Origin of the sequence: Paraglaciecola sp. 20A4 (assembly GCF_011378905.1) — a bacterium.
In the GTDB taxonomy this organism is placed as follows: domain Bacteria; phylum Pseudomonadota; class Gammaproteobacteria; order Enterobacterales; family Alteromonadaceae; genus Paraglaciecola.
Genome location: NZ_WTPY01000040.1, coordinates 21,141 through 38,925 on the forward strand (window position 1 = coordinate 21,141; position 17,785 = coordinate 38,925).

At 42.6% G+C, this 17,785-nt stretch carries 14 protein-coding genes; 4 read left to right on the forward strand and 10 right to left on the reverse strand.

Features of this window, described 5'->3' with window-relative positions; genetic code table 11:
- The first annotated feature begins 61 nt into the window (after window positions 1–61).
- The 4 genes from hisIE (at window position 62) to GQS54_RS21225 (ending at window position 2,860) form a co-directional block, all read left to right on the forward strand.
- A complete protein-coding gene (hisIE, locus tag GQS54_RS21210) occupies window positions 62–682 on the forward strand; it encodes a bifunctional phosphoribosyl-AMP cyclohydrolase/phosphoribosyl-ATP diphosphatase HisIE (protein ID WP_166425919.1) in 621 nt (206 codons plus the stop codon).
- Between the two features lie 278 nt (window positions 683–960).
- On the forward strand, window positions 961–1,518 hold the full coding sequence (locus GQS54_RS21215) for a cytochrome b (RefSeq protein ID WP_166425920.1): 558 nt from the start codon (window positions 961–963) through the stop codon (window positions 1,516–1,518).
- Window positions 1,515–2,084 (forward strand): YceI family protein, encoded by a 570-nt coding sequence (locus GQS54_RS21220; RefSeq protein ID WP_166425921.1) that lies wholly within the window; start codon window positions 1,515–1,517, stop codon window positions 2,082–2,084. The genes GQS54_RS21215 and GQS54_RS21220 overlap by 4 nt, the downstream gene beginning before the upstream one ends.
- Before the next feature lie 317 nt (window positions 2,085–2,401).
- Window positions 2,402–2,860, forward strand: a complete 459-nt coding sequence (locus tag GQS54_RS21225; RefSeq protein ID WP_166425922.1) for an Hsp20 family protein — start codon at window positions 2,402–2,404, stop codon at window positions 2,858–2,860.
- A 140-nt stretch (window positions 2,861–3,000) separates the two neighbouring features.
- Here the strand turns inward: GQS54_RS21225 and GQS54_RS21230 are convergent, their stop codons facing one another.
- The 10 genes from GQS54_RS21230 to GQS54_RS21275 all read right to left on the reverse strand — a co-directional run bounded on the left by GQS54_RS21230 (window position 3,001) and on the right by GQS54_RS21275 (window position 17,656).
- Window positions 3,001–3,780, reverse strand: a complete 780-nt coding sequence (locus GQS54_RS21230; RefSeq protein WP_166425923.1) for a helix-turn-helix domain-containing protein — start codon at window positions 3,778–3,780, stop codon at window positions 3,001–3,003.
- An 88-nt stretch (window positions 3,781–3,868) separates the two neighbouring features.
- Entirely contained in the window at window positions 3,869–5,458 is a 1,590-nt protein-coding gene (locus GQS54_RS21235; protein WP_166425924.1) for a sulfatase, read from the reverse strand.
- A 22-nt stretch (window positions 5,459–5,480) separates the two neighbouring features.
- A complete protein-coding gene (locus GQS54_RS21240) occupies window positions 5,481–7,760 on the reverse strand; it encodes an FAD-dependent oxidoreductase (RefSeq protein ID WP_166425925.1) in 2,280 nt (759 codons plus the stop codon).
- A 10-nt stretch (window positions 7,761–7,770) separates the two neighbouring features.
- Window positions 7,771–9,441, reverse strand: coding sequence for a sodium:solute symporter family protein (locus GQS54_RS21245; RefSeq protein ID WP_166425926.1), 1,671 nt, complete (start codon window positions 9,439–9,441; stop codon window positions 7,771–7,773).
- Between the two features lie 118 nt (window positions 9,442–9,559).
- Entirely contained in the window at window positions 9,560–12,199 is a 2,640-nt protein-coding gene (locus GQS54_RS21250; RefSeq protein WP_166425927.1) for a TonB-dependent receptor, read from the reverse strand.
- Window positions 12,200–12,522: 323 nt separating this feature from the next.
- Entirely contained in the window at window positions 12,523–12,912 is a 390-nt protein-coding gene (locus tag GQS54_RS21255; RefSeq protein WP_166425928.1) for an MAPEG family protein, read from the reverse strand.
- Between the two features lie 102 nt (window positions 12,913–13,014).
- Entirely contained in the window at window positions 13,015–13,659 is a 645-nt protein-coding gene (gene adk, locus GQS54_RS21260; RefSeq protein ID WP_166425929.1) for an adenylate kinase, read from the reverse strand.
- A gap of 188 nt (window positions 13,660–13,847) precedes the next feature.
- Window positions 13,848–15,770, reverse strand: coding sequence for a molecular chaperone HtpG (gene htpG, locus GQS54_RS21265; protein WP_166425930.1), 1,923 nt, complete (start codon window positions 15,768–15,770; stop codon window positions 13,848–13,850).
- A 158-nt stretch (window positions 15,771–15,928) separates the two neighbouring features.
- Window positions 15,929–16,531, reverse strand: a complete 603-nt coding sequence (gene recR / locus GQS54_RS21270; RefSeq protein WP_166425931.1) for a recombination mediator RecR — start codon at window positions 16,529–16,531, stop codon at window positions 15,929–15,931.
- A gap of 735 nt (window positions 16,532–17,266) precedes the next feature.
- The gene (locus GQS54_RS21275) at window positions 17,267–17,656 is read right to left on the reverse strand and encodes a hypothetical protein (protein ID WP_166425932.1); all 390 of its coding nucleotides are present in this window, start codon (window positions 17,654–17,656) and stop codon (window positions 17,267–17,269) included.
- Window positions 17,657–17,785 lie beyond the last annotated feature (129 nt).

Below are 17,785 nucleotides of genomic sequence, written 5' to 3' on the forward strand. Positions count from 1 at the left end.
CTTAGGGCTTACCCAACCCTCTAGGCGCTGAAAACTTTCACGATACGAATACGAGATAAACATGATCATCAGTAAACAAAACATCGAACAACTGGCTTGGCAGAAAATGGACAACCTACTACCGTGCATCGTACAGGATGCCACCACAGGTAAAGTCCTAATGCAGGGTTACATGAATAGCGAAGCGATTACGCACACCCTTGAAACTGGTCATGTCACCTTTTTTAGTCGCTCTAAGCAACGGTTATGGACCAAGGGAGAAACCTCTGGCCACACGCTTGATTTGGTTGAGCTTAGTGCTGATTGCGATCAAGACTCTATTTTAGCTTTAGCTCATCCTAATGGCCCTACATGCCATAACGGTACAGAAACCTGTTGGGCTGATGCCAAAACTCCCGCAGTAAGCTTTATTGCTGAATTAGAACAAGTTATTGCTTCGCGTAAAGGTGCATCTCCAGAGTCTAGTTACACTGCTCACCTTTATAGCGAAGGCATTAAACGAATTGCTCAAAAAGTGGGTGAAGAGGGCGTTGAAACAGCATTAGCTGCTGCCGTTAGAGATTTAGACGAGCTAAAAAATGAGTCAGCAGATTTGCTTTATCACTTGTTAGTATTATTGCAAGCGAGTGATTTATCCCTCAGCGATGTAATTGAAGTGCTGCAAGCCCGCCACGCGAAATAAAATAACAAGTAATATCGCTTAGCAGTTCGACTAAATGGATTGCTAAGCTGGTCTTTTTACCTCAGTGACGTTTACACGCTATATTCATCCTCGCTTTCGGACGCTTAATTACGTATCTTTTCAAAACTGAATTTTGTCTACGTTACATAACTTCCATTTGTTGTCTCGCTGCACACTAAAGCATTCTAAACTTGAGCGGCAAAATTTCGTAAATTTGCCATATTAATTCATTAATACCAAGGATATAGTAATCATTATCCCTCATTGGTTTCGCCTAAATGCTCAGAAATAACACCCGAGGCTACGGCTGGCTAAGCATCATTTTCCATTGGACAAGTGTCGTTATTATTATCGGTATGTTCACCGTGGGTTGGTGGATGGTTGACTTAGATTATTACCATCCTTGGTACACCGACGCACCTCACTATCACAAAAGCGTTGGTCTGATACTAATCGCATTGACTCTTGTACGATTGCTATGGAAATTATCCCAACCATCACCCCATGCTCAGGGGAAAAAATGGCAAAAAAAGAGTGCTAAAATTACCCATATTTTTTTATACTTACTGATATTCTCTTTGTTCGTCAGCGGTTATTTAATTTCCACCGCAGACGACCGAGGTATAGACGTATTTAACTGGTTTAAATTCGGCTCCCTTGGGCGGCTCTTTGCTGATCAAGAAGATTTTTCCGGTATGGTGCATGAATATGTCGCATACGTCCTTATTGCACTATCCAGCGTGCACGGCCTCGCAGCTCTTAAACATCATTTTATAGATAACGATAATACATTGGTAAGGATGCTTACCACTAAACAACAAAAGGAACAGAAATGAAAAAGTCACTTTTAGCGTTCGGTTTGCTCGCTTTGCTAACCAGCAAAGCATTCGCCGCCGATTATTTAGTCGATACATCGGGGGCTCATGCTTCGATTAACTTTAAAATTCAACACTTGGGTTATTCATGGTTAACGGGTCGCTTTAATACTTTTGATGGCAATTTCAGTTATGACCCAGCCAAGCCCGAAGCGTCTATTATTAATATTAGAATCAATACCGACAGTATTGACTCAAATCACGCTGAGCGCGATAAGCACCTCCGGGGTGAAGACTTTCTATACGTAAAAAAATATCCTGAAGCCAAGTTTGTGAGTACTAAAGTGGAAAGCTTAGGTGGCGAGCGCTTGAAAATTTTTGGTGATCTATCACTGCATGGTATTACCAAGCCCGTCATTATCATGGCGGAAAAAATTGGAGAAGGTAAAGATCCTTGGGGCGGCTATCGTGCAGGTTTTTCAGGTACAACCCGAATTGCCATGGCTGATTACGGTATAATGACTAATTTAGGGCCTGCGTCTACCCATGTTGAACTTATGTTAAACATCGAGGGCGTTAAACAATAGAGTGCTAAATTCGCATATTTGCAAAAGCCCACACATACGTGGGCTTTTTTATGTCAAAAGAAAATAATAAGTAATCACTTTAAAATCATACTCTTAAGTAAATATTAAAATTTATTTTAATATTTTTAATTGAAAAATGAAAAGCTAATCCCACATAGTATTAGTCGGCGCCGAAAGGGTCGACACAAATTCAACGGATAAGAATTTGGCAGCTAACTGCAAAGCCCTAAGGGTTACGCGAGGAACGCGTTACAAATAACGTCGCCGCTAGTCGGGACACTTTAATCTCATATTGCTTTATAAAGAGGATATGCAAAATGCGTAATATCGATCTATCTCCACTATACCGTTCATTCATTGGTTTTGACCACTTGGCTTCAATGATTGACTCTGCATCTCGTAACGAAAAACAATCTAGCTACCCTCCCTACAACATTGAGTTGATTGCTGAGGATAAATATCGCATCACGATGGCAGTTGCGGGTTTCGCAGAAAGCGAAGTCTCTATTGAGGTTCAGGAAAATACCTTAAAGGTCACTGGCAACAAAGCCGGCTCAGACGAAGAGCGAAAATTCATTCATAAGGGTATTTCCGAGCGTAATTTTGAACGCAAATTCCAGCTAGGCGACCACGTTAACGTGCTAAATGCCAAAATGGAAAATGGCCTGCTTCACGTTAATTTAGAACGTGTGGTACCAGAAGCGAAAAAACCACGCACAATACAAATTGCTAGTAGCACAGAAAAATTGATTGAAGACGCTAACAAACCGGCGTAATTCATCCCTTTCATTTTAATATGTGTTCCCTGTGAATAAAAACGGCGCCTCGTGAGCGCCGTTTTTTTTTGTCTGTAGCTAAAAAAATTGAATATCATTAACCAATAAGCATTTAGTCTATCAAGCGGTATGAAACGAGTTTACTTACTCATTTTTTGATTCTTAAGCTCAATTTCTTGAGCCTTACCTTTTAATAAAGTCACGTACTTTTGCGTGTCTTGCTCATCTATTTTCCCCGATAAGGCGATGCCACCATAAGCTGGATGGCCCACATTTACGGCAATCGTCACTGAACCACTCGATAGGTGTGTTTGGTACTTAGTGTGTACGTGAGCGTAGCCTTGTTCCCGGATTTCCCGCAGGTTAGCCAATAACTTATCAAGATTATTGTCGAAAAATGGAATGTCTTTGTTCATATAAATAGAGCAAATCTCTTCGTCATCTAACCCAGATAGTAGTGATAAACCAACACCGGAAGCAGTCGCTGGATAATATCCTATTCGTCCTAACGCTTCATGCGCTTTCATGCCAGGTAGGGCGTGAAAAAGATAGGTCACTTTGTCTTTCCATAACACACCGTAAGCAACAACCAAATCAAACTCTAATAAACTTTCCAAGGTACTAATAGCATCGGTTATGGCCTGTGAAGCAAATAACGACTGGGCAGCCAACACATGCATTGAAGAGCCTGTCGTATATTTGCGATCAGCGGTTTGTCGGGCCATTCCTAAATACGCTAACGTTCGCAGTAATCGGCTAACCCGATTTGGGTCTAGCTCTAAGTAGCGCGCCAGTTCACGCACGCCACAAGGTTTTTCATTCACCGACAAGGCCTGTAGAACACTGATCCCGTCAATCAAACTCTGATTCAACTGCGTACCATGCGAATCCCGTCTTCTGCTGCTGTGTTCATCTTTCATGTGCTAAATTTTGCCCTATAACGCGAAGCGATTGATCATAAAGTAGCTTCCCATAACTTACTAGGGCAAAACTTCTGCATTTACACTTCTATTCGGCTAACCCTAGCTCTTTTTTCCACCACGCTAAATACGCCTCATTTGACGTTGAACTAGAAAGCCCCCTAGACTGCATTTCTTTCTCAAACCGTATTTTTTCTGATTTATCGAGACGCTCCGCAATACGAGGATCTTCTATATATTGACCTTGATCAGAGGTAGTTTGCTGCCAATTCATCAACTCTTGATGCATTTTCGCTACCACAGACTTAAATTTGGCGTCATACGCGAGATTAATGGTTTCTTCAGGATCATTAACAACGTCATATAGCTCTTGAGCCGGCCGAGTATCATTGAACCATTTATCTTGCAGCGGACTAAGTTGATGATTTGCGTGCATCACTTCCATAAGGGTTAAGGTCGGATACTGTAACTTCTTATATGCTGAAAAATTGGTGTACGGTAAATTAGGATAATAATTTAATATGTATTTATATTGTTTGCTGCGTATCGCACGTATCCTATCATCCGTAGCGCCTAACCTGTCTCGTTGAGCAAAGACGTATTGGCGGGATTCTCCTTTTGGGGCAAGCATATTTCTACCCTCAATGTATTGAGGGATAGGAATACCAGCTAACCCAAGCGTCGTAGGTAGCACATCAATCAAACTTACCAACCGGTCATCTTCACCCGCAGCAACGTTAGGTAAACCCACGACTACCATTGGCACTTTAGTACCTGAGTCATATAACCACTGCTTGGCTCTCAACATAGCGCGACCATGATCACCGAAGATAAAGATAACAGTATTATCTAAGGCATCTTGTGCTTTTAGCTCTTCAATTAGGTGACCAATCCGATAATCGAGCTGCTGCACTGTTTCTAAATACTGTGACCATACCTCACGAGTGACAGGGTGATCTGGGTAATAAGATGGAATATTGACCAAACTGCGATCCACTGGGTTCTTGTGGTCTTTTACAAACTGTCGATGAGCTTCTGAGTAATTTATCTCGGCAAAAAAAGGCTTATCAGTATGATATTTTTTGTATTCTAGCCAAGCTGGTTTGGTCAACAAACTCATATTTGGATCACCATGGTGGTAGCTACCACTGACAGTTTCTTCTTCACCATCAGTTGCGTCAAACGCTGATACCCGAGGAGAAAAGTTAAAGTCAGTTTTCTGTTTCGGCCCCATTAATAGCGTAAAATATCCTGCATCACGCATAAACTCGGTCACCATTTTCACATGACTGGGCAGCTGGAAATTATCATCAGTGTGGCTTCTATGATGATGCGCTCCGATCGACGTCTGGTACATGCCAGTAAAAAATGCAGAACGCGATGGTGAACATACCGGCGACGTAGAAAAGGTGTTAGTAAAAATCGTACCGCTAGCTGCTAGTGCATCTAAGTTTGGTGTTTTAATGGCTACATTGCCATTGAAGGCTAGGTCTGGTGAGACATCTTCCATAACCACCCAGATAACATTTGGTTTGCCGTTAGCTTTTTGAGTTTCACTAGCTTCGGATGATGCTTGACTTTGTGCTGAGGTCAAAAGCGAAAAACTCAGCGCAAGGACGGATCCAAAAACGCAGAACCTACGTTGTTGCGTGCATTTCGGTGAAGTAAAATATTTCATTATGACTCCTTTAATTAATCGACTATTGGGCGATAATTTCGAAAATTGAGATAGGCACATGCCCCACATTTTGTTTGAAAACAATGATCAGAGTGTCGGTTTTGAAGGGCTTATCAAACACTATTTTATTGACCGACTGATAGTTACTTTGACGACAAGCCATTTCATTATTGTTGCCATCTAAAATACGGTAGTCTGCGATACAAAAGGGCATAGTGTTTTCGTGGTGTCCCATCAGCGATGATTCCAAAGCATGGTCAAAATCAGTATCAAAATGCAGTGTCAGTTGATTGAGAAACTGAGCTTCTGATAATTTAAAGTGAAGCTTCGCTTCTGACGCGCCCCATTGGGCAACCCATGCATTCGGCGCCAAGTAGGGACGCGTGATACCGTTTACTGTATTTTGCGGACTGTAACAATTTAAAGCTGGCTTGATATCCATAGCAAAATTGTGACCTGCAGGCCGCCTTTCAGGGATCCAAAACTCAAACTCGTCAATACCAATATCTCCTTCAACACCTTGGAACCCGGTATTGGAGACAGCTTTGTTCTCACCATTAAATACGCTCATTACGCCTGTAACACGTTTATCCGACTGCATCACGTCTACATTACCATTTTGCATAAAGCATAAAAATGCGTATTGATCTTCCGAGAGGGAAACTGGGCATGAAAATTCTAATGCTTGGATCCCTTGTGTTAGCGTAAATTGTTGTTCGTGAATTATCACATTAGGCGTGTAGTTCGCTAATCGGTCGCTCGTCCGCAACTGCATCGTTAACACTGTGGCTTTTGTTGCTCTTACTTTTGTAGTGAATTGATACTTAGTATTCGCACATAACGGTAACATCTGCGCACCAGAAACAGTAAGGCGCTTCCAAATATCGCTGGCAGGTAGACTACTAAGCAATAACGTAGATGAAGCAGTAATGGTCGAGCCTGATAGCTTATTGTGTGCTGGTGATATTTTGAGGCTAGGGATAAAGTGCCCATCAATTAGCAATGACTGTTGCAAAGCATTTATATTATCGCGTTCGAATAGTTCACGAATGCCAATGTTATTATCTTTGCACAAAGCGATAGCACGTCCAATGGCTTGCCCACCATGGGCACACGTACACATTACTCTAGTAGAGCCAAAGGCTATGTGCGACGCGCTTATAAGACGCCCCAAGACAAACAAATTTTTCATCTTTTGTGGAACAAAGCTACGCAACGGGATCGTATAAACCCCCTTGGTATGATATTGCTGACAGGGGGGGCGATCGCTGTAAACACCATCACCGGGATGATGATCAATCGCCCAACCTCCGTATGAAATCGCATCGTCATGAGAACGCTGCTCGACGAGATCTTGCTGAACGAGCATTGTTTCTCCCTCGAAACGTCGACTTTCACGTTTACCAGGAATAGTCCCTACCCACTCCAACGTTAAGTTCTCAACACCTTCAAACTTCCCGCTATTTTTTATATAGTCCCAGACCCCATAAACGACTTTCCAGAGCTCAAACTTTATATCTTCTGACTGATAAATCGTGTCTAAATTACCGCCAAATTCTAACCACCATAAACGAGGCCCAATATCAGAGGGCTTAATCCGCTTCACTCTGTCGAGCGTCATTTTGTCAATCGAAGCAAAACTAGGCGGAATGAACTTGGTGGGCTGACCAACATCTTTGCTGTAAAAGTAGATCGAATGACCTAACAGCTCAGACTCTTCCTGAGCTGGCGCCATCTTTTCACTGAATTCATCATGCGCCTCAGCACCGATTCGAAACGGTGCTCCCGCCATAAAGGCCACTACGCCATCTCCAGAGCCGTCACAAAAATAATCAGCTTTGACCACATACTGTGTGGAGTTTTGCGAACAATATGCCGTCACACTGCTGATGGTTTCGTCGTCCACCTTATCGACGTCGTAAACAGCAGTGTTTAGCAATAACGTGATGTTTTCTTCAACTGTTACTTTCTCTAACAGCACAGTATCAAGAATAAGAGTATTACCTTCAGGATTACGATAGAGGTTTTCGAGCATAATCTCATCAATAATCCCGCCTTCACGAGAATATCTGTTGTTGTTTCCCATATGGGATGTAGCCCCAAGCGACCATAAACGCACCTCGCTTGATGCATTACCACCTAATACCGGACGGTCCTGTATTAAACATACCTTCAAACCATTTCGCGCTGCCGACAAGGCAGCACACACACCGGCTAGCCCGCCGCCCGTAATAGCAACGTCAACGTGGTACTCGACATTGTGACTCTCTCGGCCAGCAGAGATAAATTGAGATTTATACATGATATTTCCTTTAATTTTGTTGCTGTGACGAGAAAGACGCTGTACGCACTTTTCGTGATACGAAGACACCGACGAGGAAAACGATTAAGCCGACAGTTAATGTTTCAAAACGCCCACCTTCGGTCAGAAACCCTAAGCAAAGAATAATGGAGCCGATAGATAAAATACCGACCGAAATAACGCGTAACGCGTGTGTATTCTCGGATGTAGCACTTTCAATAAAACGCTCATCAGTAATCTCAGGGCGTGCTGGGTTGACACTATTCAATATACATAGCGGCGTTTTGAGACGATATGTGCATTCGAATACCAACAAAAAAGCGCCAGGGATAAAGACACCGCAGATCATCTCTTCAGCAGTACTTAACTCCATATCGAATAGAGGTCCGAGTAGGAATTTCAATGAAAGGTTGATAACTAAACTTGAAATGGTCACGGTCACAAGGCTAAAACCAGTTTGATATTTAGAGAACAACGCCCACAAAGGCGGTAAGTAGAGTGGCGCTCCTGTTAGCGCGGCAACACTAAGTACAACGTTGACGATCCCTCCCATTGATTGCACAGACATAGCGACAAGTATTGCTAAAATGCCAAACGTCGCCGAGGACAAACGCGCAACCACCATAGGTTTAAGCCGTTGTGACTTAACGAGGTTTGGGTAAACATCGTTAGTAAACACTCCGGCGGCAATGTTGATTGTCGTATTCACTGAGCTTGCCGTTGCAAATACCATGGCACCGATTACCAGCCCAAGTAAACCTGTGGGTAACACCTGTTGGCTCATCAACAAATAGGCATTTTCGGTATCAGGTGCTATAAGTCCCGGCTCAATCGAGCGATATAACATCGGTGGTAACATCCAGATGATCGGTGCTACAAGATATAAGCAACCAAACAGCCAACCCACCTTCTTTGCGTCTTGTGCATTAGGTACGCTCGTATATCGCTGCACGTAAGCCCAGTTTCCTCCAATAAAAAGTGTGTTGTATATCAAAAAGGCCACTAAAAACCCTGTACTGTATTTATCATTCGCGAGATTAAAAAAATCATCTGGAACAGAGTCTACAAAGCTATTTAGGCCTCCTGCTGCATCGATTGATAATGGAATGATCAGTAATACAGCAGCCGTGAGAACGATGAATTGCAATACATCTGTTGTAAGTACTGCCCACAGCCCGCCAACAGATGTATATAATATGATAAAAGCACCAAGCAGCACGATCGCCAGATTCAGGTTAATCCCTGTGGTAACTTCTATTATCTTTCCAACCGGATACAAGAACGCACCCGCAGTAAACAGATTCATTACTAGAAACGTTGCGGAGTAAAACTTTTGCGTCGGCAGACCTACGCGACGAGTAATGAATTGAGCTGCGGTTAAAACACGTTGACGGTTCCAAGCCGGCGCGATGAATAATGCAATAATAAATCCTGATATTGCCATGGTCATCTGAATGCTCACCGACACAAGACCGTCGCTATAGGCGATGGCCCCCCAAACCACAAATGTACCCACGGAAAAGAAACTCATAAACAGTGACAGGCCACTTATCCACCAGGGAACTTGGCCTCCACCAGCAAAAAACGTCTTGCTGTCACCCTGGCCACTTTTAAATTGCAACCCTAATAATACGATGAGTAAAGTGAACACACCCGCAACAGTGATATCTAAAATGCCCAATAGACTTCCCCTAATTTACTGACGAACACTTAGTACGTGAGCAATAGCGACCATTTCACTCGCTATTGCTGAGCACAATCTGTTTGATAAACGACCTAATCAATTCGATTCGGTTGAGCTAGAAGGTAGCCCTAACACCAGCAAAGAATCGGCGACCCGTATTTTCTACGCGAAACTTTCTCTCCTCGAAATTGGAGTATTGATCTACTCGTTCGTCATTTAAGTTGATTGCATCGAACGAGACTCGCCAACTTTCGTTAATGTCGTAACTTGCAGAGAAATCAAGTTGTCCCCGTGATTCTTCAAACAATTGAGAGCCATTGAAATTTCTGGAAACCAGATAACTATCACGCCAGTTGTAAGCAAAACGTACCGAGTAGCCATATTTTTCATAGAACGCCACTAGATTAACGCTATTTTCTGATAGCCCTTCAAGGGGTAACGATGAATCATCACCACTGGTTGAAACGCCATCACTATCAATGTATGTGTAGTTGGATTGAACACCTAACCCGCTCTCCCACACCGTTTGATATGCTAATTCCACACCGTTAATCGTTGAGTCACCACCGGCAACAGTAGAGGTAACGAGGAAATTATTCGTGCCAAAATCTGGGCTTCCGACATTGGCATTCACCGCACCTTCAAGGGCTTTTCTTTCTGTGTTAGGTGATAAGAACCCGCTTACCTCCTTACGGAAAATAGCACCAGTTAATGCACTGAACTCGCTGATATACCATTCAAGAGATAAGTCATAAGCGTCAGCTTCAGCAACGTCTAAATTGGGGTTGCCTCCTCTGGCAGCCCCTGCGAGCACATCCAAAGACACGCCCCCCGCCAATGCAGAACTATCTGGTTGAGCGATAACCTTTGAGTAGGCGGCGCGCAATATCAAATCACTGTCTAATTCAATTTTGATATTCGCGCTTGGCAAGAAGTTGCTGTAGTCGCGATTAAATGTATCGGCGGTTGCACCCGTATTATCTATGAAGAAAAAGTGACTCTCTTGAGAAGTATCAACCCAGCGTGCCCCAAATCCACCTGAAACGGGGAAATCTGACAACTGCGTCTCAAAATTAGCTTTGATGTACAACGAAGTCATTTCTTCAGCGGTTGAGTAGGTACCATCAGGCTGAGCAAAAAAGACGCCTGAACCTTGAGTACCTGCGTTTTGTTGAACATAATTCAGTAACGCTTTAGTACTGCCCAAACCGCCAGGAGCTGCGGCTATAAATCGCTCAACGTTAGATGCTTTTCCATCATATACATCAGATAGCGAGACAGAACGGTAGAGGTTCTGGTCAACTGTACTTTCCAGCCCTCCCAGAGTAGGTACAATCCAAACCCCTCCTCCGTTTATGGCATTACCCGCCCTTTCTTGATACCGAGACGCTTTTTGATCTGCCCAACGAATACCAGCTTCAATGCTGGTAAAAAAGTTACTTTCCAAATAATAAGTCGTATCGAACGTTGCGGTGGTTTCGTCATTCTCATAATTTACAACCTGACTAAAGCCGATGAGTCCACTTGCGCTGTCGTACAAGCTCGGATCATTTGCATCAAAGCCATCAGTGACATTAAGAACAGGTAAGTCTTTTCCGAAATCTCTGAAGAATGTCACTCCATTTTGCCGCACTCGCGCGAAGTCTTGATAATCATCTTGCTCTGCACTGCCATGACTCACTTTGCCTTCGAACAACCAATTATCAATCGTGTGATTAAACCCAAGTGCGATGCTTGTAGTCTCTGAGTTATTTTCAAGTGCTTCACCATTTCCTTGGACTTGAGATATAAACGTGCCAGCCAAGATAGTGTCATTGTTCGACACCATTGGCGTATCTAAGTAATTAGTAAGATCAGAACCTCCACTATCGGCACTTGAGAACCAGCTTCTATCTCGCTCAATATCATAAGATGCATAAAAGGTATTTAAGTAGATTTCGGTTTCAGATGTAGGTCGCCACTGAACATTAAACAAAGCTCCAGTTCGGTCCCGATCTTCATCTAAGGTCTGTAGGCGCAAGTCTCCAGGAGCTGAAAGGCTATCGCCAGACCAGCCAGTGCGAGTAAAAAACAACTCTTCTCCCACACTGCGAGCAGACTCACTTAAACTCACCAAAACACCCAATTCACCTTCAATGAGTTCTTTTGACCAGGTTATTCCGTAACGCGGATCGACGGCATCCGTGCGATCATCATAAGAGCCTTGCAATGATATCGAGGTCTTATCTCCAACAGATAGGGGCTTAAGCAGTGTTAAATTCACTGTACCACCTAGTGAGCCACTGACTTGGTCTGCTGAAGCTGATTTATATACTTCGACACCTGATAACAACTCGGCAGGGACAAACTGCAAAACAGGAAATACAGTTTCGTCGAAACCTGAATACGAGCGGCCAATAGGATTAACCAGACTAACACCATCTAACTCTATACGGTTTTGTACTAGCCCTCTAACAGCAACACGAGACCCTTCGCCGTTTCGCCGTTGGATTTGAATCCCGGTAATCCGCTGTAATGTCTCAGCCACGTTTTCATCAGGAAGTTTACCTATATCTTCAGCTGAAATGGCATCAGAAATAACTGAGGCATCCTGTTTTACAGCCAGTGCAGCGGTAATACTTTGACGTATTCCTTTAACACTGATGACTTCTACATTTTCGATACTGCTGCTTTCTTGGGCGTACATTGGCAGGGCGTTTAATACACCAGCAATGCAAAGAGACAGTCTTGTTAAGCGGATTACTTTTTGTTTCATGTGCCTTCTCTATACTCACTAAGGAGTATCTATAATAGACACATTAAATTATGTAATCAATATGTTAATTAAAATTAACAATATATAAGGTTAGATTAGTCGAATATAGTAGAATGAAAATGGTAGAAATATATTTATAAATCAACATTTTGAATCTATATAAGATACACGCAATTATTTACTAGAAATAAACGAATAGCTTTTTTTATAATGAGTAGGGTCTGCAAAAAACAAAACGGCGCCTGAGAAGCACCGTATTAGTTTGTATTTGTAACAGGGAAAGTCGTTATCCATTCGCAAAATGTTAACTATTTAGGTGTATATTAATACAAAGACAGAATGTTCTGCACTGACAGACCGATAAGCGCTGCAAACGTCAATAACATACCAGAAACGCGCTGCCAGCTAGCTCCAGTGTGATGTTTTAAACCGTAGGCGTGAACGATACGCCCCACTACTAATGCAGCTCCAGTGGCATGTAGAACGGCTTCATGAGCCATATTGACCTCGGCAACCAACATTAAAATCAATATTAGAGGCACATATTCAGCAAAATTACCGTGTGCACGAATGATGCCTAGAAAATGCGGGTTCTCACCATGTCCTAAGCTGATTTTTTGTGAACGACGACCTCTTATCACTAAAATCGAGAGATACATGAATGTAATCCCTAATAGCCCACCGTAAAAAGCGGTAATAGGTGTATGTAACATTGTATTTTTGTTCCTGTGTTGTGCTAGCTGTGAAAGCTAATTATAGACATAAAAAAACCCACTTTTCAGTGGGTTATTCATTATTCAATTAAATACCGAAAATTAGCCAAGTAAAGACGACAACTGCTCGCTTACTACTTCAACCGCTTTGGTGCCGTCAATTTTGTGATATTGACAATGACCTGCGGTGGACTCTAATTGATAATAATCGACGAGAGGCTTAGTTTGCTCATGGTAAACACTTAAACGATGACGAACGGTGTCTTCTTGATCATCCGCGCGGATGACCAAATCTTCACCTGTTTCATCGTCCTTTCCGTCATTCTTAGGCGGATTGTATTGTAAATGATAGACGCGGCCCGAAGCTGGGTGAACGCGACGTCCTGCCATGCGTTCCACAATCACTTCATCCGGAACATCAAACTCAATCACATGATCGACATTGATAGCGGCTTCTTTCATCGCATCAGCTTGAGGGATAGTGCGTGGAAAACCATCCAGTAAGAAACCACCTTTACAATCATCTTGCGTAATGCGTTCTTTTACCAAACCAATGATTAACTCATCAGAAACCAGTTTTCCTTCATCCATAACGCGCTTTGCGGCGTTACCTAACTCGGTGCCAGCTTTAATCGCTGCTCTGAGCATATCGCCGGTTGAAATCTGCGGAATGCCGTATTTACCCATTAAATATTGAGCTTGAGTGCCTTTGCCAGCGCCAGGTGCACCAAGAAGAATAATACGCATATTCTTTCCCCTCGCCTTTAGTTTAAAGTTAAAAAATCTGTGCCGAACTTTACACATTCGGCCTTTTAGTTACAAGCCATATAAGACGGATGTCTTAGGCTGCAGCTGTAAACTTGTATTAATACGTAATATACACAAAAAATGGGCTCAAAAGCCCATTTTTTACCGTTATATTGAATAGTTTAGCGCTATTTAGCCAAATTCATTAGTAAGGTGTTTAAATTGTGCACAAAGGCTGCTGGATCTTTTAAACTACCTTGTTCTGACAACGCAGCTTGGTCAAACAAGACTTCTGACCACTGACCAAAGCGTTCTTCGTCTTGAACTTCAGCAAGCATTTTCACCAAATCGTGCTCTGGGTTTAATTCAAAATGATACTGAGCCTCAGGTACTGGTTGACCTGCAGCTTGCATCAATTTAATCATCTGTGTTGTCATGCCATTACCGTCTGCTACGATACATGCTGGAGAGTCAGTCAATCTGTGAGTGAACTTAACCTCAGCTACTTTATCCCCCAGCACATTTTTAACACGCTCAGTTAACCCTTCGACCTTTTTCTCGGCGTCTTCTTGGGCTTTTTTGCTGTCTTCGTCGTCTAATTCACCCAAGTCCAGTTCACCGTGAGTCACTGACTGAAATGATTTTTCATCAAACTCCGTTAAGTGGGACATTAGCCACTCGTCCACGCGGTCGGACATCAGCAATACTTCAATGCCTTTTTTACGGAAGATTTCTAGATGAGGGCTAGACTTGGCCGCTTTGTAACTATCAGCAGTGATATAGTAAATTTTGTCCTGACCCTCTTTCATTCGGCTCACGTAATCAGCCAAGGAAGTGGTTTGGGCGTCACTATCACCTTCTGTCGATGCAAAACGCAATAAGCCAGCTATTTTCTCTTTGTTAGCGGTATCTTCAGCAGGGCCTTCTTTTAAGACGTTGCCAAATTCAGTCCAAAAACCTTGATATTTTTCGCTGTCATTTTTTGCCACACGCTCAAGCATCTGCAATACACGCTTAGTACAACCCTGGCGAATAGCTTGAGTGACTTTGTTGTCTTGCAATATTTCACGGGATACGTTTAATGGTAGATCGTTCGAATCCAGCAAGCCTTTAACGAAGCGCAAATATGTCGGCATAAACTGCTCAGCGTCATCCATAATGAAAACACGCTGAACGTAAAGTTTTAAGCCGTGCTTCTGATCGCGATTCCACATATCAAACGGCGCTTTAGCCGGAATATATAACAAGCTATTGTATTCAGTTTTACCTTCAACTTTATTATGAGACCAAACAAGCGGATCACTAAAGTCATGAGATATATGCTTGTAAAATTCTTTGTATTCTTCGTCCGTCACTTCAGACTTATCACGCGTCCAAAGGGCAGTTGCTTTGTTTACCGCTTCCCATTTACCTGGTTCAGCGGGCGTTTTCTCACCGTCTGGACCTTCGCTTTCAGGCACCTCTTCTTTATACATCATGACCGGAATGCTTATATGGTCAGAGTATTTGCTTACGATCGAGCGTAAACGCCAATCATCAGCGAATTCTTTCTCATCATCACGCAAGAACAAGGTAATTTCAGTGCCACGTTCAGCTTTCTCGATATCAGCAACGGTGAATTCACCTTCACCTTCAGATGTCCATTCAACGCCTTTGCTTGCGTCGTCACCAGCTGCACGTGAACGCACAACAACTTTTTCAGCAACAATAAATGCCGAATAAAAACCAACCCCAAATTGGCCGATAAGCTGAGAATCTTTCGCTTGATCGCCTGATAGGTTATTAAAAAATTCAGAGGTACCAGATTTTGCAATCGTACCTAAATGTTCAATGACACTGGCGCGGTCCATACCGATACCATTGTCAGCAATTGTTATAGAGCCAGCTTCTTTGTCTATGCTTAACTTAACGCATAAATCACCGTCCCCTTCGTACAAGCTGTCATTCGACAATGCTTTGAAACGCAGTTTGTCGGCTGCATCAGCAGCATTAGAAATAAGTTCACGAAGAAATATTTCTTTATTTGAATAAAGTGAATGGATCATCAACTGAAGTAACTGTTTTACTTCTGTTTGAAAGCCATGAGTTTCTTGATGGGCAACGTCAGCCATGGACAAGTATCTCCTAAGGTTAGTGGTTTCTGTTTGTGAGTAAGGAGATAAGGTCGCTTGCATACATTTCAATACATAACGCGAAAAAATTGTAACTATTAATCAGATATTTCACGGCCTAAGCGTTAAGCCGTGACGTAAAGCGTGGGTTTTGAGAACTAGGACAGGCTTCTGCGACCGACAAACGCATGGGTAAGGGTATTACCATCAACATACTCTAGCTCACCACCTACAGGCATTCCGTGGGCTAGACGAGTCGCTTGAATATCTCGAGCACTACACATTTGCCCAATGTAATGTGCTGTCGCTTCACCTTCTACCGTTGGGTTGGTCGCCAATATGACTTCAGTTAATTCTTTAACATCAAGTAAATCAGCAAGCTCGTCTAAACCAATTTCGCTCGGCCCGATGCCATCAATAGGCGATAAATGCCCCATTAAAACAAAATAAAGCCCTTTGAACTCAGCGGTTTGTTCAATTGCTACAACGTCTTGTGGAGACTCAACTATACACAAAGTGCCAGCAGCACTGCGCGTTGGATGCGCGCAAATCTCACACAACTCACTTTCAGTAAAAGTACGACATTGCTTACAATGTCCTACGTGCTCCATCGCATTATGTAGCACTTGGCTTAACTGCATAGCCCCCGCTCTATTTCGCTCCAATAAATGAAACGCCATACGTTGAGCGCTTTTAGGACCTACGCCGGGCAATATTTTAAACGCGTTAATCAGTTCTAAAATAAGAGGACTAAGTTTCATTTATACAACCTTGATCGGATCACGAACAGCACAAGTCAATCAATGCCTTAAAACGGCATTTTGAAACCAAATGAGGCTTTACTAATAATCAGTGCTAATGTGTGATATTTCGCGGATTGTAGCGGTTGAATCATTGTTTTCATCACTCAATATTACTCATTATAGCTAAAGTTTTGTCCCCTATTTGACCCCAGACTTATCTGAGGGACAAAAGAAAAAATGATTAAGCCGCGCATCAACTTCGTTAAACGCTACATTAAATATCTAGTTAGCATCTCAGAGACGCCCCAAAAGAACGACTTTCAATATGCGGCGCATAATAACTTGTTTCCTGAAATTTCTCTATCTCAACGTTAATTAAATGAACACCTAAAATCGCCTAATTTCTCCCTACCTGTCCCTAATTTAAGCCGAGGACCATTAACATTAAATAGGAGAAAAAATGAGCTCAAATCAACAGTGTGTAAAGGTGATCTTAGTAAGTATTACGAATTGGTGTTTAATAATCGGTGATATTTTGTTCGCTGTTTTCATAATACAACTTATCACCGAGTTCGAGCCTCATCCTTCATACCCATTCTTAGGTATACAGGGTTGGTTAATTATCACAGCTATATATTTATTTGGACTTTTATGTGACATCGCCAAACGGCGAATTTCTGATTAAATCAGATATTTCTAGAGCACCTTAGGGTGCTCTTCTTTCTATCGTACATTACTAATTCACAACAAAGCTTAAATACTAAGTTCTTCTCGCCGATGTAATTTATCTATCCATTCATTAAATTGTGCGAGCGTAGACTCATGACGCCTCTTCAACCTTAGTTCTTCGCACATAACATCTACTGGAGCCGTTGAATTTTTACTCAGTGCAAATTGCGCCAAGCCAATAGCTTCTTCATAGGCTAACTCGCTCCATTTTCTCTCATAACCAAACACTTCAACACCGCGCCATTCGATCAAATCTATTATATCGCTTGGTGAGATCCACAGTGTTGGTGAATATCCATCTGTCTCTTTTAAACCAGCAAATTTTTCAACGATTTGACGGATATAATCTATCTGTTTTTTACTCGTTCTTGTTAGCCCGTGTAAATTAGCCAATTCGAGAGATAATGAGTACAAAGTGATACCAGGCCGTTCGGTCAGAACCTCTTTTGCCAACTGAGTCAGAGTTTGGCAGATTCAACTTTGAAGTGCATAACAGCTAAGCAGCTATTGCTACCATGTGTTCAGCCATTAACTTGGCTGGCG